Here is a 26,024-nt window from a genome sequence, read left to right as displayed (position 1 = left end):
AAAAATTTGCCGTCTCTTTATTGTTGGTCCTCACTATCGTCAGCATTGCGCCAGCACTGCCAAGTACCTCACCAGTGGTCTTATTCCACGGAGCAGAACATTAATATCAGAAGTACAGCGCGGGTTAGGAGATTGCTCCTAACCTGTTTTTTATTAAGTGAATTATGTAGTTATTGCAATAACATCCTCCATCTTGAACCAATCCCACTCATCCTCCGACCAGCGGAGTTTAATTCCCTGTTGTTTATCCAGTTTCATCACGATACCTCGTTTTAATATATTCTCCATGGGATCAAACAGAGTGAGTGTAATCGGGCTGTGCTCTTCCATAGAACGATATAACAATTTTTCAAAGCGCTCTATCTCCTGTAGATCTAGAGTGGGTTTTTCACGACGTTCCTGCTCATTATTGTCATCTATAATCCGGTTTTTATGTTCCGGCAATATCATTCTGCTACACTCCCATACGTTCTCTAATTTTTTCATCATGAAGTTGCCCTCCTAATAATCCGTCCAGTAATTCGTTTTACTACCATCTATCCCCCACTGGAGCTCTTGTGGCTCTGACTTTCTCTTTTTAAACCTAGGGTCAATCCTTTCCCAGCCTTCAATAATTCGGGCGCTCTCTGGTGGAGTGTGCGGGGTCCATTCTATATATTTTTCGTTAACTAATTCCCTAAGCCCACTAATGATCTTACTTGGTGTCCGTCCACTCTTGATTTCTAACTCCTGTAAAGTTGGCATATGAGCATGATGCACGGCAGAGTGGCGCATGATCATTAGTAGCTTTCGGGCGGTGTCACTAAGCATGTCGCTTCATTTGCACAGGCTGCCAAGCAAGAATATTAGCCTCCAGAAATACGCGCGGAGCTCCGGTTGATAAGCAAGTTGCGCGAATATATTCTCCACGAATCCCTTTCACTTCAATTTTACGTTGAGATATCTTACCTGATTTATCTTGGTACACTATTTCAATGGTTTGACCGATTCTTATTTGCATAATTACTCACCTTCCAAGGATAAGAACATTTGTTTGTATTATAACCAAACGTACGTTCGTTAATCAATGTAAAAATATCCCGCCAGGCATGAATTATTACATACAAAGTCATCGCTCAGGTTTATAATTTGTTTTATAAGCATTTATTGCATTTCCGCAAACAAACTAAGGAGTATGAGTGTTTTTTATATGTTATAGGGGGAAACGAATATTAGGACCGATGACTGAGGTTGAAGCTATGCGTGAATGGTTTACTCTCTCCGGTACAGTGAAGGAGATTTATATTATTGAGGTAGATGAGAACGATAAGGTAAGACGCCAGATCGGACCCACAAAGAAGAAAAAGAAATAAATATAAAGGAAAATAACGTAAAAAAGCCCCACCGACCCATTAAGGTTGACGAGGTTGTTTTTAATTTTCAAAAAGGAAACTGAGTAAGCGAGACTATTAACAGTACAATCCCAACAATCGAGGATAGCACAGCCATTTTATCTTTAGTTTTCAAATACAATGCCGCTCCATTAAATATTAAAGCTCCGCACATCCCCAGCATAGTCCAAGAGATTATCACTTGATCCTGACCGCGGAAAAATGTGATTCCCAGAATGATTGTTGCTGCACTGAATAAAATACCGCACACCCTTAGTACTTTCAGCAAAATGTTCACCTCCGAAAAATAAAACACGCTAATCTAATATATTGGTTCCGTCATAAATTAAAATTCATAGATTACTATTCCTATATCTGGTAGAATCAACTAGCAATTATTAGCAGATTTAGGGGGATATAAGATTGAACAAAAAAGCTTTTTTATGTATCGTGGCAACTATTGTAATCCTTTCAGGATGTGGTAGTTCCACAACAAATTCAGAGAAAAAAAATACAACGTCTACAGGAGTTACACCGTCCGAAGCAACAGCCAGCCCTTCAGAGCCCACTCCTGAGCCAAAAAAGAAACTTACAGCTTCCGAGAAACTGGCTCTCAACTATGTGGAGATTTTCCTCAATGGTTCAGATATCGAAGCGAAAAAGAAATTCGTATCCGAAAATATACTTCCAGATGTACAACCCATTTTCCAAATGGCTGAATCTACTGAGACACCCGAGAATAATAAACTTAAGAATCCTACAGTAATTGAAACAGCTGATTATACGGACAAAGATGGCGGAAAAGATAAACTCGTGCTTATCCAAGGTGAGAAGTCTTCCTCCAATAGCGAACTTATCATTTTTATTAAGGATGATAAAGTTGGTTGGGGATATTCGTCTAATGACAAGGACAAGGATGCATTTAACGCAGTGAGGAAACTCTTTAAGGAACCTGTAATTAATACTTCAGATTCAGGTAATGCAGGTACAACTGAACAGTCTCCTGAAGCGACGCTTAAAGAAATCAGTAATTTTGTCGTTTCAGATATTTGGAATGATGGATTTGTTGATATCAGCTGGTATGCAGGTTCAGGAACTGGCTCTACGGGTCAAACAATAGATATAGATTTTACAATCGAGCAATTAGCAAAAGCGATGAACCAAAAAATGGAGTACGATAATTATATCAACAACCTTGATGCAAAATATGATTCAGTTAAAAGCATCTGGACTAAGCTCACGGGTGAGATGGATCGTATGTACAAACAAATCCAAGATACGCCTCCTATTGCAAATGATGCAACCACCAAAATAGATACAGGAATATTCACCCAGTACTTGGAAGCCTTTACTGATGAGGTTGACAAATTACCCAATTCTTAGATTAAAAATAAAATCCCTGCCGGCCGCCACGGTTAGCAGGGATTTTGTTCGGCTTTAATGGCTTGCGACTCAAAATAGTAATCCACCAGAACATAAATGAAACCAGCAATTCCGAAAAAAACAATAGCTGTACTACTATTCAAATGGTATTCCCGTATAAAGCGTTCATCGTACACCTCGTAAAAGAAACCATATCCCGCAATACCACTCAATAAGAATATCATTATGCGGCTTATTAAAGGATTAGCTATCTTTCGAATAACCCATGATAAAGGAAGCAGTATAACCGGGTAAAGAAGAACTGAAAAAAGGAACATCAGAAAAATAAAAGCAAACCCAATGTTTTGAAAACCGAAATATTCTGTTGTACTTATTTTATTTCCTTCCCAAAGCTCCAATCCAAAGGCTGCCAGGGTGAATAAAATCGTCGAAATAAACCATAACATTATAGGCTTAACTGCACGCAAAACAATCCCACCATCTTTATGCTTTTTATACTTACAGCCGATTTTTCAAATTATCATTTCGCACTTGGTTCTATTGAGGTTAAGAATGGCTTTTGCCCTATTCTACTATTATATGAAATAAAGTACTCCTCATTTACATCTATTAACTTATATATCCCTTTTGGGATTGTGACTGTATTTTGACCGCTCATATTTTGTATTACTATTCTTCTTTTATTTACTGACACTACATTAACAACAGCTGAAGTCCCTGCCATCAAAAAGTACCATATGGATATTATATCATTAATTCCCATATATTATAGTTATGATTTCCCTTTGGAAGGGTTACTTGTCTTGTAATATGGGTAATCCATCTTCTCTTGAATTTCTCGAACTACATTTTCATTAGTAAGCGATTCTATGAAATATAAACCCAGATCAATCGAAGCTGCTACTCCTCCCCCAGTAAAAACATTTCCATCCCTTACGAACCGTTCCTTAACTACTTCGGAACAATAAGGTGCTAATAGTTCATATGCAGAAGGATTGGTAGTCGCCTTCTTCTGATTTAAGAAACCGGCAGCTCCCAAAATCAAAGCCCCTGTACACACTGACACCTTGTATTCAACCTCTCGAGCAGTCTGAATCCATGTTATAAAATCAGTATCGAATCTAAGTTGTCGAGTGGATAACCCTCCAGGGATAAATATCAAATCATAGGCTGACAGATCCGGGGAAACCTGGTTTATTTTCAACGTCAATCCTCGATCATCCGTGACTTCTTCCTTGTTGGAACAAAAATCCCACGATACATTTTCTATCGCCTTTAGAACTCCCATCCGGGTAACCGCATCGTAAAAACCAACAAAATCTAACGTAGTCATCCCGTCAAATAGAATATAAGCCATCTTCAGCATTTTCATTCTACACACTCCTTCGATACTTTTCGGCGAAATTCATTGGGGGTTATCCCGTATTCATTTTTAAAAACACGATAGAAAGAGCGCAAACTGTTGAATCCGGAATCAAACGCAATATCCGTGACCGGATGGGTAGTGGATAACAGCAGCATATGAGCAAAGGCTACCCGTTGGCCATTGATGTAATCACGAAATGAAATATGAAACTGCTCAGAAAAGATTCGGGAAATGATAAATTTACTAATGCCAAGCTCTCTTGAAAGCGTATCCAGATTTATGTGATCTAAAAAATGCATGTCGATGTAAGCAAGGATTTTGGGGACGAGATCCATTTCTTTTTTGTAGTCTACTTTTTTCATTAGCAGTAACGGCAGAGCGTGCCCTAATACTACAGAGGTATAAGCCTTGAGCAGACGAACATCACATTGTTCTTTATATAGTTTATACAAGGTTGCCAGCAGATCTTGAAGCACCTTTTGTTTCGAAACTATAGGGTTATCCGGAACATGATTAAGCAAATCCCCCGCAAAATCCCCCGGAAACGTGGCGTCAAAAAAGAACAGCAGGATCTGGCTTTTCTCTATGGTTTTGTAGCTGTGAGGTTGATTGGAAAAAATAATCGCTATGTCTCCTTCAGACAAATCATACTCTTTTCCATTGATGTTGATATTGATTTTGCCGGACAAAACCATTGTTATCTCTACATTTTTGTGTAGATGAAGAGGATAAGTGTTATTGGTAGAAATAAAGGAGTGAAACGCCTGGTCACGATGCTGATATTTAATATTCATGGTTTTCTCCCTATCGTCATGGAATGCCAAGCACTATAGCTGCTGTAATACTAAGAACATAATATGAATTTGTTCGTTTGCGCAAGAACTAAAGAGCAATAGTTGGCACAAAAAAAGATTTTTTTGGCAGGTAAATACGCCCTAAAAGTTTTAAAGTATTACCAGTAAGCTACTTGTCGCAGACCAGTAACATTTCACTGAGAGGAGGAAGTATAACAGGAACAGCATTCAGCGATAAGACTGTATCCATGTTATACGTCAAAAAGATGAAATGGAAGAGTAAAAAATCAGGTAAGGTTATGGGTGTCTTATTGAGTTTTTTGGTAGCGTTTTCATTTTTAGGAGGTCACACACTTGCAGCTTCAGGGAAGACAGACGGAGACAAAAGTTTTGCGGGTGCCTCTATTCTTGCTTTTCCTGGCGCGGAAGGTGGCGGCGCCTATACGAGCGGTGGTCGAGGAGGCGATGTATACATCGTAACTACCCTTGAAGATTACGCTGTAAAAGACAAACCGATTGCAGGCTCCCTTCGCTATGGGATTTTATCTACTCCTAAAGAGGGTCGTACAATTGTTTTTCATGTTTCCGGAACGATTGAACTGAAGAGCACGTTAAGTCTCAATAATATTAAAAACCTGACCATCGCTGGGCAAACCGCTCCAGGCAACGGAATTACCATTGCAGGTTGGGATACCAATATCAGCAATTCAGAGAATATCATCATACGCTACACCTCTTTCCGTCCGGGTGCCACTAATGTGTATAATGGCAGCGATTCAATGGATGCGCTTTGGGGGAGAGACAACAGCTACTTCCTCATTGACCATTGTTCCTTCAGTTGGAACACAGATGAAACTCTATCTTTATATAGAGGCGAAAATGGCACGATCCAGTGGTCCATTATTTCCGAAAGTCTGACTCTATCCGGGCATTCCAAAGGAAGACATGGCTACGGTGGTATTTCAGGCGGAGACAAAACAACATTCCATCACAATCTGTATGCGAACCATACCTCGCGAAACCCAAGACTAGGCGGCGGTTACGCAGGTGCTGCAGATGCTGATCATGTGGCGGTTGTTCAGTTCTCGAACAATGTAATTTACAATTGGGGCTTTAACGGCACTTATGGCGGAGGTTTTACTTTTACTAACTTTATGAACAATATCGAAATTGCCGGTCCAGGTACAAGAGATAATGTAACTAACAGAGTCATTGATGCCGGTGAAGCTACCAAGCTGGGCGGTTTCTACATCGCTGGAAACAGAATTAACGGCAAGCTCACAGGCTTACTGAATGATTCTTCAGATTATGTGAAATTTTCCGGTGTACAGAGTGGTGAACAAAAGACGACCCTTGCAGCCACACCATATCTTTCCGCGGACAGTACTGGAGTTAACCATGGTATTACCAATAAAGCATTTGATAATTATGTTAAGACCGGCGTAAAGCAAGCAAATGAATCACTATTAAAAAGCATTCTGCAACAAGCCGGAGCTACCTATCCGCGTCGCGATGCGATCGATGCAAGAATTGTGGCAGAAGTCGAGCAGAACTCGGGAAGATATATCAACACTGAACATGAAGTCGGGGGTTACATTTCAGACTTTGGCGTCATCGAGGCACAATATGATAAGCAATTTGACACTAATCAAAACGGAATAGACGACAAGTGGGAAAAGAAAAATAAAATTTGGGGCATCAAGGATGCATACAAAACGGTTACTAAAAATGGTTACACCTGGCTTGAGCTTTATATTAACGGTCTAGTTGATATGAAACACGTCGCCGACAACCCTGCTGCTAAGCTTTTGGCGCCAGAAAACAATGCACAATTTGTTACCGGGAAAGAGGTCGAAGTTAAAATTAACGCTTCCCCTAAATCCGGAAACAAAATAAAAAAAGTTGCTGTATATAATGGCTCTAAATATCTTGGGGAAGCAGTCAAAAAAGGCAACACATATACGTATACCCTCAAGAATTTAACGGATGCTTCCTACTATATTTCTGCAAGAGTGACCGATACCCAAGGAAATGAGACGCAGACCACAGCTGCTAACATTCATGTCAATACCGCTACCTCTTCCCTGGCTGGAAAGAGTTGGACTACAGCAGATATCGGTGATCCGTACATTAAGGGTTCCGGAAGTATGACAAATGATGTGCTTACCGTTAAAGGCAACGGAAAGCTTGGAAAAAGTGAAGGTGGCACAGAACGTTCTGAAGCGAACAATGCAACCAAAGATGACTTCCACTTCGTGTATAAAGAAATGAACGGAGATATGGAATTTACCGCGAAGCTCGAAGAAATCGGGGCCGTTGACAACCATGCCTTCACCGGGCTAATGATCCGCGATGACTTGAATAAAGACAGTGCCGCGGCGGCCCTTGGTATCTCCTATGTGAAGTTGTCCAAAGAAACCAGCTGGTCATCTTATCTGACGGGCAGAAACATTAAGGGCGGAGGATTTGATGAATTAACTGAAACTTTAGACAGCGTATCAGCTGCTGAAAAAGCTGGCATTCAACTTGTTCCAGATATTCCGTTCAAAATAAATGGTGTGGAGCAAGGGTATTGGCTCAAACTTGGCCGTAAGGGAGATGTTTTTTATGCTTACGGATCAACGGACGGAAAAGACTGGAAGCTAATTGGCGAGCGAACTATTGCTATGGATGGTTCGGTATATGTCGGATTTGCCGTTGACAGTAATGATGTTGCCAATAAGATTGAGCAACTGAACTATGCTAAGTTCTCTAACATTACTGTGGAGAATACATTCACTCCAATAGGTGACTCAGCGGTAAATAAATAGCGTCTGTTCATCTACACAGTTCCAAAAACACGGAAGCCAGTAAAGCGGCTTCCGTGTTTTTTATTGATATCCGACTGGACCAACACAATATATTGCCTGATTCGCTGTTCACTGTTTTTACTCCACGAGAATGAAGTTGACTTTACAACGTTCCCTTTTCAAGAACATACTCTTCATTGGAGTTTTTTAAAACGATATCAAATTTATGATGATAAGAATGCATAAACAACTCATATTGCATCCTACGCTGTTCATGGGATTTTCTTAAATAATTTATATCCGTTCCTCTTTCAGAAACATCACGTATACTCCTTCTCACCAACTCGGTTTCTCCATCCGTATATAAGTAGATTTTCAGATCATACAAATTTGGGTCAGTAAAAGCAACGCTCATGCCTTCTACAATATTTATCTTGTTTTGTGAAGATATGAACATACTTTTTGTATAGTCCGTGCCAATGGTGTAAAAATCCAACCCATCCCTCAACATATGAATATCTCTCTCTAAAGCAGATATATAATGAGCAGCAGGATGACAAGCTGTCACTTTATCGTGGTAATGTTCATTCTTATATTCATAGTCGATAGAAGTGTATTTTCTAAGACTAGATTCAACAATATAGGGGTCTGTATTAATATAATTCACATCATCCTGCTGCAAAAGCTTTAAAAGATTATGAGCAAACGTTGTTTTTCCAGATGCACCATGACCCGAGATCCCAATGATGACTCTATTAGCCTCACCGCTAATCAAATTAGCTATCTTATGTAACACCTTGTCCATATTATTCGCCCCTCTCAATACTCGATCCTATGTATTCCTTACTCCGCTATGGTTTAGCACATTAAAATCTATGGTGCATTTTATATAAAGAAACTTAATAGAAAGGGGTAGATCTTCCATGGCTACTCGTCAGCCTGATTTAGTGTTGATCAGTTGGAGCAGAAATCCTTTGGTTCCTGGATCAGCACGTAGGATTATTGCCGCGCGTGTTATTGGAAATGCCGTGCCTTGCAGACCTAGCTTGAGACCCAATGGATTGCTTAACACCGCTTTGGCTTGCTTATTAGACAACGATGTTGGTTTTAAAGTAGTATTTCGTAAAAAGACTTCAAACATTAGCGGATATATTTTGTTACAACGTAACTAATAGGTTTAGGGGGCAGTGAAATTGCTGCTCTCTTTTTTCTGTGTATCTCATTACACTTAAAGTCCAATCATTCCTAGAAAATGGTGTATATAATTTATTAGGAACTGAATCTGATTGAAAATGGGTGCGTCCATGAAATTACAAGCTGTGAAAAAAAGCTATGATTTAATAGTAAGCTTAGGGATGTCTTGTGCTCCTGCTATAAATCTGCAAAGAAATAGCTTGAGGAAATTCTCCATGCCACTCGACTGGATGGTTTCTTATTCATTAGCTGATGTAAATAGACTGTATAAGAATAGATTTCAAAATTTCATGGAATTAATAAATCTGCAAATCCTTGATGAAACACATTTTTTTCTGGAGGATGGAATACCAGTCTATCCTAATTGGAACAAAAATGCATTAGTGAAATCCTATTTTATTCAGGATACTTTATATAACATTATCTCCGTTCATGATTTTCCAATCCACCAAGGTAAACACTGGTCTACAACCTATCCTTCGTATAAAGCGAAGCTGGAATTACGAATTAATAGATTTTGGGACAAGTTAATCACCAGTAAAAAAACTTTATTCATTAGATGGTCCGCCTCATATGAACAGGCTGTAGAGCTACAATCGATTTTATCTGGTTTATTAAAACCGAACGAATTTATTATTCTTATTCTTAATCCCGTTCGTGAAGCAACCTCGGTACAAGAATTAAGTTGGAATATTAATAATATTTGTGTGTTAGAAGTTCCTGAGGATATGAACGATTATGATAGCTGGGATTATATTTTGAAGGACATACAAGTAACTAATAACTAATTTCGCTTTGATCGATCAAATGATTAATTATTTCCTGTGCTGCAAAAACATATGGATACAAATACAGCCTACTGATGCTGACCAATAAAGAAATAGGGTTACTAATTCCAAAATCGTATTGACTCCCATGCGCTGCTGGATTTGCGGGTTCAGGCTCTACAAGATCATACTTCTCCATCAGCCTTTCCTTGGTTCCACTATCTACTACTGTTCCGTTTCCTTTATCCGCAAGGACAGATCCCGATTGAAAACACGCCATGAATAAGACACAGCAAATTGTGAGGATTGCTAGTTTCTTTTTTCGCATCATACATCTCCTAATTCTTTCTGTGGTCTCCCCTAAAACTTAGAGCCGTTCAAATTATTTCTTGGGTAATCGCAGGAAACCTATGTATTCGACAATCTTGATCAGTATAGATCATATTCTATGAAAATAATGGGAGAAAAAGCCTCGAATTCGATAATACTCTTTTCTATATATAAAAACAAAAGCACCCCGCACTAAAATTAGCAGGGTACTTTTGAATGATTCGCCGTATTTACAATATCAACATTCCGCTGAGCGGTTTATGGAGTTGGTGTTCCGCCGTTCGCATTCAGTGTTTCGCCACTGATATAGCTAGATTCCTGGCTAGCCAGGAATACATATGCCGGAGCCATCTCCGCAGGCTGTCCCGGACGACCTAGTGGTGTGCTCGCACCGAACTCCTTCAGCACTTCCTCCGGTTGCCCACCCACAACTTGAAGAGGTGTCCATACAGGACCTGGCGCCACTACATTGACGCGAATTCCCTTATCGGCTACTTGCTGAGCGAGAGACTTACTGAATGTATTAATAGCCGCCTTGGTAGTCGCGTAGTCCAAAAGGATCGGCGAGGGATTATAAGCTTGAATAGAAGAAGTGTTAATAATGGTGCTGCCCGGTTGCATATGCTTCACTGCAGCTTTGCACAGCCAGAACATGGCATACACGTTCGTCTTAAATGTATCGTCAAAATGCTTCGTAGTGAGATCAGCGATGTCTGGGACGAATTGCTGTTTGCCCGCGATATTGGCTAAAATATCAATTCCACCTAGCTCCTTAACCGTAGTATCGACGAGTTGTTCACAGTATGCCTCATCCTTCAGATCACCTGGAATGGCGATTGCAGTACGACCCGCTTCCTGCACTAGCTTGAGCACCTGCTTTGCATCTTCCTCTTCCTCAGGCATATAAGATAGAACAACATCTGCACCTTCGCGCGCAAAAGCAATAGCAACAGCACGACCTATACCGCTGTCCGCTCCCGTAACTAACGCTTTACGTCCGGTCAGACGCCCGGTTCCTTTATAGGTATCTTCTCCTGTATCAGGTACTGGATTCATTTTCTTCTGCAAACCCGGCTCCTCTTGTTGCTGCTGAAATTCCGGTCCAGCCTTAGTGTACTGAGTGGTAGGATCTTGCATCGTATATTGGTTAGACATCGATCAATTCCTCCTTTATTTTTAGAAATACATTTTTATATTTTCCGAACTCTTTGTTATGTAAACACAACAAGCACGCCTCTAAACATTCGCCTTCGATAACACAGCCTTGAATAGTGCCACAAAAATACCCCAACCACCTGTCAAGGTGGCTAGGGTATCCCTTACAATATTTCTCAGGCTTAAATCTCCTCTGACCTGCCTTGCACTGACTCGTACCGCGTGCGTATGCTTAAATAATATATGGAAACTCACTTATAAATTGGGGAACGCTCCGTATAGTCTGGCGTATACATTAGATAAAGGAGTGATAAATCATGGGCATTTTTATATTCCTCTTTGTACTGTTAGCATTGCTTAATATCTTCTTTCCTCATTTGGGATGGTACATGCGCTATGGCTGGATGATGAAAGGCGATGTAGAGCCCAGTGATGCCTATTTATTAATGACTCGCCTCAGCAGTATAGTGGCACTTATTATCCTCGTTTTTATCTGGACTAGTTTCTGACACTTACCCTAACGCTCTTAGCACATCTTCAATCTTGCGCTGATGCGACAATACCCCGTAATTCATCCAGGCCATAAAATCCACCTCATATACACAGCGACTACGCACAGCGGGCAGACTGCGCCAAAGCGGTGTATCCAGCAGTTCCCGTCCTTCTCCTTCCTGCCGATCAAAGGTAATGAACAAATGATCTGCAGTCAGGCTCGCAAGCTCTTCTCTTGTTAGGCTCACCCGCTTCTGTCCACGGGTCAACTTCGGAACCAATTCATGGGGCTGCAAACCTAAATCATGATGGAGTACGCTACCTGTATAACCCAATTGCCCGCATCCATAGAGATTGATTCCGTAGGAAGATATTCTTAAGCATGCTACAGTCTGCCCTTGGACAGAACGGTTTAGCACTCGTTTGGCTTGCTGCGCCCGATGCTCATAATTGCCGATCACTTCCTGGACACGGTCCGTTCTGCCAAAGACGGCTGCTGCAGAAAATAACGTGGCACGCCAATCCTCCTGATGAAAAGGCAGCTTGAACAACGGAGCAATTTGGCTGCACTCATCCAGGTGCCAACGCTGAAAGCCATCATCCAGCAGGATCAGTTCGGGCATGTACTGGGAGAGCTCCTGCCAATCGCCAGTTGAAATATCAACCGCAGGCACATCGTTGAGGGACAGATACTCCTGCTTCCCCCACTGAGCGTGAGAATATTGCGCCACCGGTGTAATATCCAGAGCCAGCAGATAGTCTTCCAGAAAAGGAGCGAACACCCGCAGCCCTTCCTGATGGAAGCTTCTGTATTGGCCGGGCGTAACGCCCACCGATCTTTTGAAACGCCGGTTAAAATAATACTCATTGCTATATCCTACGGATAACGCGATATCATGCATACGGTCATTCGTAAGCAGCAACTGCTGCTGAGCCCTTTCAATACGAAGTCCGTTCAAATGCTCTAAGGGAATCCGCCCTGTCACTTCTTTAAAAATCTGTGTGTAGCGTGCACGTGTAACGCCTGCCACTTCAGCCAATTGATCGACGGTTATGGCGTGATTATAATGTTCCTGCATATAGCGGATGGAACGCTGCACCGCCTCATGGGCTCCTTTCATCTGGATGACAGAGGAATTTGCCCGCATGATCAGCAGCAGTAACTCTTGAAAGCGGGTATGGCCTGCGAACCATTCAATCTCTTCCGTACTTCTGCGACTATGATAGATAGCCTCAAGCAGTAGTGCACATTGTGAAAAAGGTCTGCAGCTTAGCGGACCAGACCGGAGAATTCCTTCTCTAGTCCCCTTTTCCATTCCACTCTGCTTACTTCCCCCGGTTTCGATTACTTCAAAAGTAAGCCTATAAAAGCTAAGTCCTCGCTCCTCGGCATTGATTCTGCTTATAAGCCCCGGTTCGAACAAGAACCCGACACCTTTTTCCAGGGGAAAACGCTTCTCCTCGGCTTCTAACCATCCCTGTCCTTCCGATACAATGATCAGGGTATGATCTTGAAACACTAAGGTCTGTCCGTTCACCGATAAGGATTGGGCTTCTATGTTAATCAAGCTATAGAATAGCCTCTTTTTATTGCTGTCTTGTAAATCTTCTGCCATTCTAGCGCCCTCCAATTGAGAACCATTTTCATTCACTTTACTATAGTTTAGAATAAAAAAGAAGGTCTATCAACTATGCTGATAGACCTTCTTTATGCTATTCCTTACGACGGCTACCGTTTTATTTCACCATAGCTTTCAGCAAGTCATCAAGCTTCATCGAATTGGCTGTGATGGCACCGGACTGCCAGTGGGAACGTTCCATTCTATAGACATTCCCGTTCTTCACCGCAGGCAGACTCTTCCACAATGGACCCTCAAGTATTTGAATCGCTTCCTGATTCCCTTCAGTATCCCAGCCCCCATTATCAGGGAACACAATAATATGATCCGCGTCGAGCTGAGGAATAAGCTCTTCAGAAATAACAGATTGAAATTCGGTCATTTCTGCCGCCATAGGCACGGGTGTCAGCCCAAATTGATCATAAATCACACCGGTATAGCGGTTTTTAACACCAAATAGAGCAAAGGTTTTATCCGCTACGTTAAGCCGGATCACCGCTACTTTTTCCTGACCCAGGGCCTGTTGCAGCTTAGCTTTCCCCTCTGCCACCTTCTGATCATACGCTGCAAGGACGGATTCCGCCTTCTCCGGAATACCAAGGGCATCTGCAATAGCTGTAAGCATTTGTCTTGAGTCTTGCAACACCGACTCAGGTAGACGATAAGTTGGTGCTATCTTGGAATATAGTTCATACCTCGCCGCATCAGCGCCTCCGTCCACAATAATCAAATCGGGGTCTTTTTCCAATAATGCCTCCACGCTACCCGTGATATCGAATTCTGGCACATCCAGATTTAAATAATCCTGTTTGCCCCAGCTTGGATGATACCACTGAACCACCGGGGTAATGCCCAATGCCTTCAAATAATCTTCTACATAGATCCCGGCTACCCGTTGCGGTTTAACTGGAATTTCAACATCCCCGAATTCCCCGGCAATCGTCCGGGTTGCACCCTCTTCTGCGGCATTTCCACTTCCTTCAGTTGGTGCGCTAGTGCTCGCTGAGGTAGATTCCTCTGCATTCTCTGTCTTAGCAACGTTTTCTTTCGCAGTATTGTTATTCGTTCCGCATGCTGCCAGCGCGGTGATTGCCATTATAAGTACCGCTGCCCACAAAAACTTCTGACCCCATCTTGCCATTGATCCCTTCACTCCTATGCTTTATTGTCATTGATTATCATTCTCAATAACCTTTATCACAATAGTAGCATGACTTTCATAGCTTTCAATGCACTTTCTCCGCAAAAAACTTATACAAACTATTTCTAGTTATTCTGCTCTATCATTATTTGGTAGGATTCTTCTTCTATTTAAAATAGGTCACCCTTTATTAACTTGATCGCAAAATTTCTTTTTTTACGATTGATTTATACGATGCTTTCGCTTACAATAAACTCATAAACGCGCGTTTATGAAAAGAGGGGAAACATGCGCAGCGAAGATATTGCTAAGTTGGCCGGGGTTTCCCGAAGTACGGTATCCCGCGTGATCAACAACTATTCCAATGTTCCTGAAGAAACCCGGGCTAAAGTGCTGCGGGTGATTGAGCAACATCAGTACGAACCGAACAGCTTTGCACGGGCTCTGGCCGGTAAGAAAACCGATACCATCGGATTGTTCGCCATCAGTATGAACGAGAAAGAGAACACTACCCGAATTTATCAGAACAATTACTTTGCACCATTCGTCGATGCCGTAGTCGACACGTCGAATGCCCGCGGATGTTACGTTCTGATTCATACGGTATACTCTCCGGACGATTTTCTGAAGGTAAAACAAGCTTTTCTGCAAAAACGGATTGACGGTGGTATAATTGTCGGCACTCAGAAGGATATTAATATCGTCCGCGAAATGGTGGGACTCGATTCTCCGCTTGTACTGATTGATTATGATATCTCAGAGATTATGTCGGAGCATCTTGACCGCAATCATCTGGCCATTGTGAACTCCAAAGATTACGAGGGCACCACAGAAGTGATTGAACATTTAATCTCCCTAGGCCATCAAGAGATCGGCATCATCTGCGGGCAAATGAATACGTACTCTGGTCGAGAACGCTACACGGCCTATGAGGATACGCTAAAAAAACATGGTCTTCCTATGAATGAGAAGTTTATCCTAAAGGGTGATTTTCTGAAAGAGACGGCTTATGAAGAGGTCAAGAAGCTGCTTGCTTCTGGTGAACCTTTGCCGACTGCCTTCTTCTCTTCCAACGATGACATGGCTATTTCAGCGATGGAAGCGTTCTCCGAACACGGAATCATTGTCCCTGAGGATATCTCCATTGCTGGTTTTGATGACATTCAGCTGGCATCCCGTATTCAGCCTAAGCTGACCTCTGTACGCTTGCCGATTTATGAAATGTCCAAGGCTGCAGTGGAAAAAGTAATCGAGCTGTGTGATTCGCAGCAGCCGACTTTCAGCACGATCAGCTTTCCAGCTCGTTTAGTGGAGAGAGATTCCTGTCAACCGCCGAAGAAGTAGCACAGATTCATCATTCACTGAAGAATACATATTTTTCTGTGAAGCTGCTATCATTGGTTCTCGAAATCACTGCCTAATACTATCTTTTAGAAACAACGGAAAGAATCCCTTCCCTCGAGGGAATTTTTCCCGAAACTTATAAACGCGCGTTCACAATCGAAAGGAGACTTTCTCACATGAAATTCGGTACCTTTGACGACACTCGTAAAGAGTATGTAATTAACACACCAAAAACACCTTACCCTTGGATTAACTACCTTGGTAATGAACAATTTTTCGGACTTATTTCTAATACTGCTGGTGGCTATACCTTCTATAGAGACGCTCGTCTCAGAAGATTGACCCGTTACCGTTACAACAATATCCCAATGGATGCTGGCGGCCGTTACTACTATCTTTATGATGATGGTGATTTCTGGACTCCAGGCTGGATGCCAGTAAAACGTGATCTGGACTTCTACGAATGCCGTCACGGTCTTGGCTACACTTCCATTACTGGTGAACGCAACGGCATCTCTGTAAACCAGCTTGCTTTTGTACCTATGGGTCATAATGCTGAGGTACATCGTCTTGTAGTGAAAAACACGGGTTCCGCGAAGAAATCCGTTAAGCTGTTCTCTTTTGCAGAATTCTGTCTTTGGAATGCACAAGATGATATGACTAACTTCCAACGCAATCTCAGCACTGGTGAGGTTGAAGTGAAGGGTTCCGTTATCTATCACAAAACAGAATACCGTGAGCGCAGAAACCACTACGCTTTCTACTCTGTTAACAAAGAAATCGCCGGCTTTGATACTGACCGCGAAGCTTTCGTAGGGATGTACAATGGTCTGGAAAGCCCGCAAGCTGTTGCTGCAGGTGAACCAACTAACTCCGTAGCGAGCGGCTGGTCCCCTATCGGATCGCACGCCCTGAACATTACTCTGGAGCCAGGCGAAGAGCAAAGCTTCATCTTTGTCCTTGGTTACATTGAAAACCCAGAAGAAGACAAATGGGAATCTCTGAACGTAATCAACAAAAAACCAGCAGAGGCTATGATCGAGCAATTTGCTACAGACGCTCAAGTGGACGCCGCTTTGGCTGCACTGGCTGCACACTGGGATAACCTGTTGTCCAAATATCAAATCCAAAGTGGCGACGACAAGTTGAACCGTATGGTTAACATCTGGAATCCATATCAATGTATGGTTACCTTCAACATGTCCCGCTCCGCTTCTTACTTTGAATCCGGTATTGGCCGTGGTATGGGCTTCCGGGATTCTAACCAAGACTTGCTCGGATTTGTGCACCAAATCCCTGAACGTGCTAAAGAACGTATTCTCGATATTGCCGCTACACAATTTGAAGACGGCAGTGCCTATCACCAATACCAACCACTCACTAAAAAAGGTAACAATGAAGTCGGTACCGGCTTTAATGATGACCCGCTTTGGTTGATCCTTGGCACAGCTGCTTACATCAAAGAAACTGGCGATACTTCGATTCTCGATGAGCAGGTTCCTTTTGACAGCAATCCGGATAACACGGCTACTCTGTTTGAGCACTTGAAACGCTCCTTCGAGCATGTAACTAACAATCTCGGACCTCACGGCTTGCCGCTGATCGGTCGTGCAGACTGGAATGACTGCTTGAACCTGAACTGCTTCTCTACAGAGCCGGGCGAATCTTTCCAAACTACTGCCAACATCGAAGGTCGCGTAGCGGAATCCGTATTTATCGCGGGTCTGTTCGTCTTCGTTGGACCGGACTATGCAGAAATCTGCCGGATGCGCGGACTTAATGATGTAGCTACGGATGCAGAAGCTAAGATTGACAACATGCGTGAAATCACACTGACTCACGGTTTCGATGGTGACTGGTTCCTGCGCGCTTATGACCACTATGGCGACAAGATCGGTTCCAAAGAAAACGAAGAAGGTAAGATTTTCATCGAACCACAAGGTATCTGTGTTATGGCCGGTATCGGTGTGGAAGATGGTCAAGCTGAAAAAGCTCTGACTTCCGTGCAAGAGCATTTGGATACTAAATACGGTATCGTATTGCAACAGCCACCATATTCCAAGTACTATCTGAACCTGGGTGAAATTTCTACGTACCCTCCGGGCTACAAAGAAAATGCTGGTATTTTCTGCCACAATAACCCTTGGATCATGATCGCTGAAACTGTACTTGGACATGGCGACAGAGCGTTTGAAATTTACGCTAAAATTGCTCCTGCTTACTTGGAGGATATCAGCGAAATTCACCGTACTGAACCTTATGTATACTCGCAAATGATCGCAGGTAAAGATGCCGTTCGCCACGGGGAAGCTAAAAACTCCTGGTTGACTGGTACTGCTGCTTGGAACTATGTAGCGATTACACAATCTATCCTTGGTATTCAAGCGGACTTCAATGGTCTGAAGATCGATCCTTGTATTCCTACAGAGTGGGACAGCTTTGAAATCACCCGTGTCTTCCGTGGAGATACTTATGTGATTCAAATCAAGAACCCGAACCATGTATCCAAAGGTGTAGCTAGTCTTACCTTGGATGGCGCAGCTGTAGAAGGTAACATCATCACTCCTGTTGGAGACGGTGCTGTACACCAAGTAGTTGTAGAACTGGGTTAATATAAAAAATCCGCTCAACCGTTCGTTTGAACGATTGAGCGGAGCGGATCTAAAATTAACAGTAGATGCCCCCTGAAGGATTCAGGGGGCATCTTTTTTTACCCTTCCACAATATCTGCTCTTAAATCACTCGCAACCTCAAGCATTCTAGGAATCACGGCTTCATTGGCGCCAGAAACATAAATATCGCCCTGATAATGTCTAAATGGGATTGTTGTATCACCATAGCTCCACATAAAGAAATCTCCCTCAATCGACATGGTAGTGGCACCTGTTACTGTAAAAACTGATGTATAGGTGAAATCAGGTTTGGATGCGAAATATTGCTTACACTCTTCTAAAGATAGGGTTGGTGCTGAATCTCCATCATTCTGCATTGCTCTTGTCATTCGATAACGTTTACTCATTGTGATGCCTCCAATATTATCTGTAAAATGATCAGTTGCCTTATCCAGATCAAATATAGCATACAATGAAGGGCAAATCCCATTCCATTTCTAAGTCGAAAATGTTAATATAGCCGTTTTTCATAGCTTTCTTTTAGTGATTTCGAGATATCCTCTGGAGTAACTCCAAGTTTGCGGGCATGTTGCGCCAGTATTTTTGATGGATTAGGCAATACTTCTTTCGCAAGCCAATAATCGTCATCCCACAAATGTGACCGCTTAAAGGCTTTTGCACAATGCATATAACATTCTTCAACTTCCACGCCTATTCCAATGACCGGGACTTTACCATGCGCTTCCATAGGTTTCAATATTTCTTCATCCTTAACTATACTCGCGTGCCCATTTATTCTTAATGTTTCTTCAAGTCCGGGAATGATGAATATCAAACCGACTTTTGGGTTCTCAAGTATATTCCGCAAAGAATCAAACCGTCTATTCCCAGGGCGTTCAGGGATCACTAAATGTTTATCATCCAACACGTGAACAAAACCCTCTGCGTCCCCGCGCGGAGAGACATCGCAAGCACCGGACGAACCGCTTGTAGCCATAAAAAGCATTGGGGATTTTGAGATATAATCACGGCAATGATGATCTATAAAAGTTATGGTTTTGTTGTTAACCAATTCGCTTGGGTACCCAAATAAAGACCTTAACTCTTCTTCTGACTCTATAACTTTTTCGAAAAAGTTTGGCTTCATACTTCTCCCCCTCTCAACTTAATAAGCCCCAATGTTCTTATTTTTGCTCAAATATCCGCTTAATAATTGGGCGAAATTTTTTCTTGCTGTCTCATCCGATAACTTCCCATAAGTACCATACAGATCATCCCCATGATATCTTGGAAACATATGTAGATGATAATGCCATACATCTTGGCTGCCATCCGGCTCATTATGTTGTCTAGAAGAAACGCCATCACATTTATAAACTTCTTTAAGACCTTTAGCAATTTCAATTTCCAGCTCATGTATCCGGTTTGAGATCTCAACATCCAATGTGTAAATATTCTCGATATGCTGATTAGGGATGATTAGAACATGCCCTTCATTATTCGGATACCAATGAGAAGCAATAAAAGCCGTTATGTAATGATCTTGATAAATAATATCCGCTTGCTTAGAACGCACATGTTCATTTTCAATGCCCGAAACCAACAAACAAAAGGGACAAGTATAACCCTCTGGAGCATGATTATAAATATAGCCCGCCTCCACTGTTATAGGATTTAAGAATATTTCTATGTTTCTTCTAATTTCGCCATTTCGCGTGTGTTCTCCTTTTTGCAAAAAGAAAAGGACAGGCTGTAAATTACAGCTGTCCCCCTTGGAAAATACTGATAAAACACAGTCATTCCCGAGATCTATGTCTACCGATAACTTAAACGCTGGCTTCCGGAATCCATACCTTCATTTCACCACTGCCACGATTTCCCCATAAGTAATACGGAACCGCCTTAACCTTAACGGTTTGAACTGGTGCTTTTACTCTGCTGTAAAGTCCACCATTCCAGCCCTCTTTATCTACACGCAGCCCCTCTGCCTCGACAACAACAGCGCCGCCGAGCAATGTCTCATCAAAAGCCGCAGTAAGTTCACTGCCTTCTTTTAAAGAAATCGAGCTTAACGGCTCACCATTATCGATACTTTCAAGACAATACACAAGAGGTCCACGCTGAATCGTTACTTTTTGAGCATCTGCACGCAAATTCGGATGTGCGTAGATACGATGTGCCTCCATAGGGTCATGTACTTCGATTACATCTCCTGCTCTCCACAGTCTCCGGATAACGAGGTATCCCTGCTCGATGTTCTCAGCAGTATTCATTACTTCACCGTTGACTCTGATCTCCATTCCTTGGCTCCAAGATGGAATCCGCAAGGCAATCCCAAACTGGGCTTCCGCTGCAGGATTAATCTTCAACGAGACTGTACCTTCCCATGGATAGTTACTCTCTTGCTGAATCGCAACATCTGTTCCACCCAGCTTTGTTGTCAGCTCACTGCCAATATACAAATTCGTATAGAGCGTATCACCATGGGTCGTATAGATATATTGATTAAGCGAAGTCAGCAGACGCGCCACATTCGGAGGACAGCAAGCGCAGCCAAACCAGCCTTGACGCTCGGACTTCACATGATGTTTATCTGGGTTGCAGCTGCATGCCTTAGGCCATACTTCCAGTGGATTCACATAAAAATAGTGCTTACCATCCTGTGCCATTGAACCCAACACATTGTTATAAAGCGCCCGCTCCATGACGTCGGCATAACGTGCATCCGGCGATATTCTCAGCATCCGCTGTGCAAAAAAGATCAACCCAATAGATGCACAAGTCTCTGCGTACACCGAATCGTTAGGCAGATCATAATCGAAGGTGAAAGCCTCACCCCGATGCGTAGATCCGATCCCGCCAGTAATGTACATTTGCTTAGTAGTGATGTTATTCCACAGTCTCTCGCATGCTTCGCGAAGGGTATCATCTCCCGTAAGTGCGGCTAGATCAGCCATAGCAGTATACATATAAACCGCACGCACAGCGTGTCCTACAGCCACTTCCTGTTCTCTTACCGGAAGATGACTTTGGTAATATTTTAAATCTAAATTCTCCTTCTGACCTGTGAAAAAATTGATACTCCCCAGATTATCCCATTGTTGCTTTAAGAAATTCGGCTGTTGACCTCGCTCATTAATAAAAAAGCTGCTGAGCTTCAAATACCGCTCCTCACCTGTGAGCCGATACAGCTTAACGAGCGCAAGCTCAATCTCCTGATGGCCATCATATCCCCGCATTTTCCCTTCTTCCGGACCAAACACAGAATCGATATGATCAACCATTCGGCACATGATGTCGAGCAGCTTTCTTTTGCCTGTAGCCTCGTAATAAGAAACGGCTGCCTCAATGAAATGCCCAGCACAGTACAGCTCGTGGCAATCGTTCAGATTGGTCCAGCGTTTGCCGGGTTCTTTTATCGTAAAATAAGTATTTAAGTACCCGTCTTCCTGCTGCGCTTCTCCAACGAGGCCAATCACTTCATCCGCTTGACGCTCCAGCTCGGGATCACGTTTGATGCTTAAGGAATAACCTACGGCCTCCAGCCACTTGGCTACATCACTGTCTTGAAAAACCCAGCCGTAAAATTCGCCGCTTTTCCGGCCCGCAGCAATCTCAAAGTTAGCAATGGCATGACTGGGCTCAGCTCCCGCTGCTTTGTCGTGCAATGCCTCATATTGATACGGGATTACAACATCCTGAACCAGCTTTATATAACTTCCCCAGAAATCATCTTTAATGCTAACGGATTGATCTTTTACAACTTGCTGATCCTGGATCGTTTTATTCATCATCATCTTCCCCTTAGCCTTATTTTATACTCGCTAATTACAATTATAGAGCGTACAATAGATAAAAAATATAATCAGAAGCAACCCCTTTTTTGTACTATTTCACACTCCTATTTTCAAGGACAATTTGAGCTCGCACTACGATAAAAAGAGAGGTAGAACACCGTGAGTCCTTCCTATGTACATTTCGCAGCGCCGCCTTTTCCATATTTTCTGGAATGCAATCACACTGTATATCAACCCGGAGAGCAGCATCCAAATAGAAGCCATATCGGCTTATTTGATCTGATTATTGTAGAGCAAGGTTGCCTATTTATCGGTGAAGAGCATAATCAATGGCAGGTTGCGGCTGGGCATACGCTGCTTCTGCTGCCTGACCGCTATCATTATTCCGTTAAGTCTTGCGAGGAGCTGACTTCGTTTATTTGGATTCATTTTCATACCCTCGCAGATTGGTCAAGTTCTGATGGCGAGCCCGTGTATATCAACCGAGAGACACATTTCCGGCAGTTTCTTACTCATCCATATACCATTCGCATCCCGCAGTTTGGTCCCCTTCCTGATCCCTTTAAACGGAGTGGACAAGCTGAGAAGCTTTTACAGCTGTCCACTGGAAGACGTTCCAGTGCAGTTTGGGAGCAGCAAAGGATTTTTGAAGAAATGCTGCGGATGATGGATCTAGCGCAGCATGATACTTCAGAAAGTCATGCGGTAGAGATCGCCGAGAGGACAGAGACTTATATCCGCAATCATTACGCGGAGCCTCTCTCCAATGCCTCTCTTGCGGATGCGCTGCATTTTCATTATAACTACCTTGCCCGCTGCATGAAACGCGTATATGGACTGACTCCGATGGAGTATTTAACGGATTACCGTTTGGAACAGGCCAAGCTGCTTCTGCTTAAGACAGAGATGCCTATAGCTGCGATCGCAGAAGGTATCGGTTTCGAGAGCACCGCCTACTTCTCGCGTCGCTTTACTCAGCAGATCGGAATCTCTCCGCTTCGCTTCCGCAAGCGGTATTCCCGATAACGGCAAAAACAGCATGTCTCATAATTGGAGGCGTGCTGTTTTCGTTGTTAATGCGATGCGCTGCTGTAGCTCTCTTGTGTGCTGCTGGCTTTCTTCTGTGCTGCTGGCTTACGTGATCAGCTTTGGATTAATTGGACGCGAGATGCTCCTCTAGCTCGGAGAAACTTAGGTAACTATTGTGATGGAGCAGTACTCCGATTGGCACATTTATTGTGTACCCGTGATCCGTCCTAAATCCTTCTGCTGCTCTTACTTCGTACTTCTTGCTTCTTGCTTCTTGCTTCTTGCTTCTTGCTTCTTGCTTCTTGCTTCTTGCTTCTTGCTTCTTGCTTCTTGCTTCTTGCTTCTTGCTTCTTGCAATAATTTTACCAGTTTACCTTCCTAGGCGTGGCGCACTCATACTTACCATAGGTCAACGCTGATTATGCGGCTCGACCCTCCAAAGCTTATCAGCAAGTAACTCACCGTATAGCCATCACACTACTCTCTGTATCCCCCGGAGACGCGTCTGCTTAATCATCCATTCATAGCACTCCCCGTTGCGGACCGGATTGCAGCTATTTGTGATTTCCGATCCATTTTGCAGCAGTTTCGGACTGTATAGCTCTTATTGCTCATAATTTGCTCGGAATCGGACTACATTTGTGGGAATAGCTGCAACTGGGTCCGTTAGTGTGACAAAACGAGCGGAATCATGGAAATAAGGGCAACTGAGTCCGAACAGTTGCTGAAAAGAACGCCGCCTGCCAAATTTGATCCTAGACGTGCTACCCATTGTTTAAACTAGCTGTCTAGGGCTCAACCTAGCTACACTGTGCGGAATTAGCTACCTATAGCTCAACCTATCTACACCGTGCGGAATTAGCTACCTATGGCTTAACCTAGCTACTCCGTGCGCAGAATTTGTTACCTGTTGCATAACCTAGCTGTCTACGTCTCGAAATCAGCTACCTTTGCTCGATCTTGATCGTATCGGACCCTATTGCACCTATTTGTGATTTTCGGCCCATTTTGCGGCAGTTTCGGACTGTATGACTCTTATTGCCCTTGATTTGCGCAGAAAAGGAGCGCATTTGAGCGAATAGCTGCAACTGAGTCCGATAGTGTGACAAAACGAGCGGAATCATGGAAATAAGGGCAACTGAGTCCGAACAGTTGCTGAAAAGAACGCCGCCTGCCAAATTTGCTCCTAAACGTGCTGCCCAGTGCTTAAACTAGCTGTCTAGGGCTCAACCTATCTACACCGTGCGGAATTAGCTACCTATAGCTCAACCTATCTACTCCGTGCGGAATTAGCTACCTATGGCTCAACCTATCTACACCGTGCGGAATTAGTTACCTATGGCTTAACCTATCTACACTGTGCGGAAATAGCTACCGGTTACTCAACCTATCTACTCCGTGCGGAATTAGATACCTATGGCTTAACCTATCTACTCCGTGCGCAGAATTTGTTACCTGTTGCACAACCTAGCTGTCTACATCTCGAAATCAGCTACCTTTTGCTCGATCTTGATCCTATCGGACCCTATTGCACCTATTTGTGATTTTCGGCCCATCTTGCGGCAGTTTCGGACTGTATAGCTCTTATTGCTCATAATTTGCTCGCAATCGGACCACATTTGTGGGAATAGCTGCAACTGGGTCCGTTAGCTCGAAAAAATGCCTTGTATCTGCCTAATAGGGGCTCCTGGGTCCGCATGGAGGCTGGGCGGTGAGTTACTCTAATGTCTGTTTAGCTAACGGACCGCACTGCACCTATTTGTGGGTGGGATCTCACATAATGTATTGTTGAGAGTAACTTAACGTCTGTTGAGCGCAACGGATCGGATTGCAGCTATTTTGGGGTGAGATCTAAGGTGAGGCTTAGCGTGATGTATGGGTGGGAGTTACTTAAATCTGTTGAGCTTAACGGAACACACTGCACCTATTTGTGATTTTCCGTCCATTTTGCGGAAGTTTCGGACTGCATAACTCTTATTGCCCATAATTTGCCCGCAATTGAACCATATTTGAGGGAATAGCTGCAACTGGGTCCGTTAGCTCGAAAAAATGCCTTATATCTGCCTAATAGGGTCTCCTGGGTCCGCATGATTAGGCCCGAAATCAGTTTTTTTGCTTCACTGCAATTTTTTGGAAGTGACAAGCATATTTATAAGACATGCCTTTAATGTGGAGATGTTAAATATGCAGTCATTATTAAGATACGCGATCATCCTGATCGGAAGCTTGCTCATTGCAGCAGCAACTAATTTTTTTCTTGTCCCATATAAAATCCTAGATGGGGGAATAATAGGAATAGCCCTCATCATCAATTATTTATCCGATGCCAAAATCGGTATAGCTGTCCTTCTCTGCAGCTTTCCGATTTTCCTGTTAGCCTGGCTGAAGGAACGCGATATCTTTTTCAATAGTGTATTAGGTTTATTGACCTCATCGTTTCTGATTGAGCTTCTCGGTCCTTTGCAGTACCACTTTCTGTATTATTTTGAGTTCGGCTCCATTTCCAGCGCCATTATTGGCGGTTTTTTAATGGGAACGGGTCTTGGGCTTATGCTGCGGTTCAAAGCCAGTACAGGCGGAACGGATCTGCTTGCTCAATATATCAAAAGGTATCTCCCGCTTAATCTTGGACTCATCATTTTTTTGACAGATTTCATAATTATCGGCGCGGGGGGACTCCTGATTTCCAAAGAAACCTTCTTCCACTCCATCCTCACGATTATCGCTGGGGGTGTGGCCACAGGTCTCTGCACCTTGGAGACTGAAGAGAAATGGAAAAAAATATGAATATACACGATCATATGTTCGTATTATAATAATAAGAAAATCATCTACCGTATCT

Annotated in this window: 27 protein-coding genes; 9 read left to right on the top strand and 18 right to left on the bottom strand. The window is 43.0% G+C overall.

Annotation, left to right across the window (positions count from 1 at the left end; translation table 11 throughout):
* Positions 1 to 162: 162 nt before the first annotated feature.
* The 3 genes from MKZ16_RS12990 to MKZ16_RS12980 are packed head-to-tail and all read right to left on the bottom strand — an operon-like array spanning position 163 to position 1,003.
* Entirely contained in the window at positions 163 to 489 is a 327-nt protein-coding gene (locus tag MKZ16_RS12990; RefSeq protein ID WP_036686011.1) for a YolD-like family protein, read from the bottom strand.
* A gap of 12 nt (positions 490 to 501) precedes the next feature.
* Positions 502 to 744, bottom strand: coding sequence for a hypothetical protein (locus MKZ16_RS12985; RefSeq protein WP_143759041.1), 243 nt, complete (start codon positions 742 to 744; stop codon positions 502 to 504).
* Positions 745 to 802: 58 nt separating this feature from the next.
* Positions 803 to 1,003, bottom strand: coding sequence for a hypothetical protein (locus MKZ16_RS12980; protein WP_036686009.1), 201 nt, complete (start codon positions 1,001 to 1,003; stop codon positions 803 to 805).
* Positions 1,004 to 1,220: 217 nt separating this feature from the next.
* On the opposite strand from MKZ16_RS12980, the gene MKZ16_RS12975 reads away from it, so the two are divergent.
* Positions 1,221 to 1,352, top strand: coding sequence for a hypothetical protein (locus MKZ16_RS12975; RefSeq protein WP_256717407.1), 132 nt, complete (start codon positions 1,221 to 1,223; stop codon positions 1,350 to 1,352).
* Between the two features lie 67 nt (positions 1,353 to 1,419).
* Here the strand turns inward: MKZ16_RS12975 and MKZ16_RS12970 are convergent, their stop codons facing one another.
* The gene (locus MKZ16_RS12970) at positions 1,420 to 1,659 is read right to left on the bottom strand and encodes a hypothetical protein (RefSeq protein WP_036686008.1); all 240 of its coding nucleotides are present in this window, start codon (positions 1,657 to 1,659) and stop codon (positions 1,420 to 1,422) included.
* 134 nt (positions 1,660 to 1,793) lie between these two features.
* Between MKZ16_RS12970 and MKZ16_RS12965 the strand changes: the two genes are divergently transcribed.
* Positions 1,794 to 2,753: a hypothetical protein gene (locus MKZ16_RS12965; protein ID WP_076104772.1), complete on the top strand. Its 960-nt coding sequence runs from the start codon at positions 1,794 to 1,796 to the stop codon at positions 2,751 to 2,753.
* Between the two features lie 32 nt (positions 2,754 to 2,785).
* On the opposite strand, the gene MKZ16_RS12960 is transcribed toward MKZ16_RS12965, so the two are convergent.
* The 4 genes from MKZ16_RS12960 to MKZ16_RS12945 all read right to left on the bottom strand — a co-directional run bounded on the left by MKZ16_RS12960 (position 2,786) and on the right by MKZ16_RS12945 (position 4,913).
* A complete protein-coding gene (locus tag MKZ16_RS12960) occupies positions 2,786 to 3,199 on the bottom strand; it encodes a hypothetical protein (RefSeq protein ID WP_076104801.1) in 414 nt (137 codons plus the stop codon).
* 74 nt (positions 3,200 to 3,273) lie between these two features.
* On the bottom strand, positions 3,274 to 3,516 hold the full coding sequence (locus tag MKZ16_RS12955; RefSeq protein WP_218642170.1) for a hypothetical protein: 243 nt from the start codon (positions 3,514 to 3,516) through the stop codon (positions 3,274 to 3,276).
* Positions 3,517 to 3,525: 9 nt separating this feature from the next.
* Positions 3,526 to 4,116, bottom strand: a complete 591-nt coding sequence (locus MKZ16_RS12950) for a DJ-1/PfpI family protein (protein ID WP_076104800.1) — start codon at positions 4,114 to 4,116, stop codon at positions 3,526 to 3,528.
* A gap of 5 nt (positions 4,117 to 4,121) precedes the next feature.
* Positions 4,122 to 4,913, bottom strand: coding sequence for an AraC family transcriptional regulator (locus MKZ16_RS12945; RefSeq protein WP_036686005.1), 792 nt, complete (start codon positions 4,911 to 4,913; stop codon positions 4,122 to 4,124).
* Positions 4,914 to 5,179: 266 nt separating this feature from the next.
* On the opposite strand from MKZ16_RS12945, the gene MKZ16_RS12940 reads away from it, so the two are divergent.
* The gene (locus tag MKZ16_RS12940) at positions 5,180 to 7,723 is read left to right on the top strand and encodes an Ig-like domain-containing protein (RefSeq protein WP_076104799.1); all 2,544 of its coding nucleotides are present in this window, start codon (positions 5,180 to 5,182) and stop codon (positions 7,721 to 7,723) included.
* A 142-nt stretch (positions 7,724 to 7,865) separates the two neighbouring features.
* Here MKZ16_RS12940 and MKZ16_RS12935 read toward each other — a convergent pair whose 3' ends face one another.
* A complete protein-coding gene (locus tag MKZ16_RS12935; RefSeq protein WP_076104771.1) occupies positions 7,866 to 8,507 on the bottom strand; it encodes a phosphoribulokinase in 642 nt (213 codons plus the stop codon).
* A gap of 129 nt (positions 8,508 to 8,636) precedes the next feature.
* Positions 8,637 to 8,843: a hypothetical protein gene (locus tag MKZ16_RS12930; protein WP_339815788.1), complete on the bottom strand. Its 207-nt coding sequence runs from the start codon at positions 8,841 to 8,843 to the stop codon at positions 8,637 to 8,639.
* A 163-nt stretch (positions 8,844 to 9,006) separates the two neighbouring features.
* Here MKZ16_RS12930 and MKZ16_RS12925 point away from each other — a divergent pair, with 163 nt between their 5' ends.
* Positions 9,007 to 9,684 (top strand): DUF1796 family putative cysteine peptidase, encoded by a 678-nt coding sequence (locus MKZ16_RS12925; protein ID WP_038574383.1) that lies wholly within the window; start codon positions 9,007 to 9,009, stop codon positions 9,682 to 9,684.
* Here the strand turns inward: MKZ16_RS12925 and MKZ16_RS12920 are convergent.
* Positions 9,674 to 9,943 (bottom strand): hypothetical protein, encoded by a 270-nt coding sequence (locus MKZ16_RS12920; RefSeq protein ID WP_141240302.1) that lies wholly within the window; start codon positions 9,941 to 9,943, stop codon positions 9,674 to 9,676. The two genes, MKZ16_RS12925 and MKZ16_RS12920, sit on opposite strands and share 11 nt — an antisense overlap.
* A 308-nt stretch (positions 9,944 to 10,251) precedes the next feature.
* Entirely contained in the window at positions 10,252 to 11,148 is an 897-nt protein-coding gene (locus tag MKZ16_RS12915; RefSeq protein ID WP_038570168.1) for an SDR family oxidoreductase, read from the bottom strand.
* Positions 11,149 to 11,465: 317 nt separating this feature from the next.
* Here MKZ16_RS12915 and MKZ16_RS12910 point away from each other — a divergent pair, with 317 nt between their 5' ends.
* Complete coding sequence (locus MKZ16_RS12910) at positions 11,466 to 11,657, top strand: DUF6199 family natural product biosynthesis protein (protein WP_036685995.1); 192 nt, start codon at positions 11,466 to 11,468, stop codon at positions 11,655 to 11,657.
* Positions 11,658 to 11,660: 3 nt separating this feature from the next.
* Here the strand turns inward: MKZ16_RS12910 and MKZ16_RS12905 are convergent, their stop codons facing one another.
* Positions 11,661 to 13,256, bottom strand: coding sequence for a helix-turn-helix domain-containing protein (locus tag MKZ16_RS12905; RefSeq protein WP_076100654.1), 1,596 nt, complete (start codon positions 13,254 to 13,256; stop codon positions 11,661 to 11,663).
* Between the two features lie 121 nt (positions 13,257 to 13,377).
* Entirely contained in the window at positions 13,378 to 14,400 is a 1,023-nt protein-coding gene (locus tag MKZ16_RS12900; RefSeq protein ID WP_076104770.1) for an ABC transporter substrate-binding protein, read from the bottom strand.
* A gap of 288 nt (positions 14,401 to 14,688) precedes the next feature.
* Here MKZ16_RS12900 and MKZ16_RS12895 point away from each other — a divergent pair, with 288 nt between their 5' ends.
* Together MKZ16_RS12895 and MKZ16_RS12890 are read left to right on the top strand one after the other, a co-directional pair.
* Positions 14,689 to 15,744, top strand: coding sequence for a LacI family DNA-binding transcriptional regulator (locus MKZ16_RS12895; protein ID WP_036685989.1), 1,056 nt, complete (start codon positions 14,689 to 14,691; stop codon positions 15,742 to 15,744).
* Between the two features lie 176 nt (positions 15,745 to 15,920).
* Positions 15,921 to 18,356: a glycosyl transferase gene (locus MKZ16_RS12890; protein ID WP_036685988.1), complete on the top strand. Its 2,436-nt coding sequence runs from the start codon at positions 15,921 to 15,923 to the stop codon at positions 18,354 to 18,356.
* Positions 18,357 to 18,454: 98 nt separating this feature from the next.
* Here MKZ16_RS12890 and MKZ16_RS12885 read toward each other — a convergent pair whose 3' ends face one another.
* The 4 genes from MKZ16_RS12885 to MKZ16_RS12870 form a co-directional block, all read right to left on the bottom strand.
* Positions 18,455 to 18,763: a hypothetical protein gene (locus tag MKZ16_RS12885; RefSeq protein ID WP_076104769.1), complete on the bottom strand. Its 309-nt coding sequence runs from the start codon at positions 18,761 to 18,763 to the stop codon at positions 18,455 to 18,457.
* Between the two features lie 104 nt (positions 18,764 to 18,867).
* A complete protein-coding gene (locus tag MKZ16_RS12880) occupies positions 18,868 to 19,503 on the bottom strand; it encodes a pyridoxamine 5'-phosphate oxidase family protein (protein WP_036685984.1) in 636 nt (211 codons plus the stop codon).
* Between the two features lie 18 nt (positions 19,504 to 19,521).
* Positions 19,522 to 20,091 (bottom strand): HIT family protein, encoded by a 570-nt coding sequence (locus MKZ16_RS12875; protein ID WP_256715478.1) that lies wholly within the window; start codon positions 20,089 to 20,091, stop codon positions 19,522 to 19,524.
* A gap of 91 nt (positions 20,092 to 20,182) precedes the next feature.
* A complete protein-coding gene (locus MKZ16_RS12870) occupies positions 20,183 to 22,150 on the bottom strand; it encodes a beta-L-arabinofuranosidase domain-containing protein (protein WP_339815938.1) in 1,968 nt (655 codons plus the stop codon).
* A gap of 162 nt (positions 22,151 to 22,312) precedes the next feature.
* Here MKZ16_RS12870 and MKZ16_RS12865 point away from each other — a divergent pair, with 162 nt between their 5' ends.
* Together MKZ16_RS12865 and MKZ16_RS12860 are read left to right on the top strand one after the other, a co-directional pair.
* The gene (locus MKZ16_RS12865; RefSeq protein WP_076104767.1) at positions 22,313 to 23,179 is read left to right on the top strand and encodes an AraC family transcriptional regulator; all 867 of its coding nucleotides are present in this window, start codon (positions 22,313 to 22,315) and stop codon (positions 23,177 to 23,179) included.
* Between the two features lie 2,187 nt (positions 23,180 to 25,366).
* Positions 25,367 to 25,969 (top strand): YitT family protein, encoded by a 603-nt coding sequence (locus tag MKZ16_RS12860; protein ID WP_038570150.1) that lies wholly within the window; start codon positions 25,367 to 25,369, stop codon positions 25,967 to 25,969.
* Positions 25,970 to 26,024 lie beyond the last annotated feature (55 nt).

The sequence above is a fragment of the Paenibacillus sp. FSL R5-0928 genome, assembly GCF_037970385.1.
In the GTDB taxonomy this organism is placed as follows: Bacteria; Bacillota; Bacilli; order Paenibacillales; family Paenibacillaceae; genus Paenibacillus_AQ; species Paenibacillus_AQ odorifer.
Note: the sequence above shows the minus strand (reverse complement) of the source record. Positions and strands in the feature narration are given on the sequence as shown.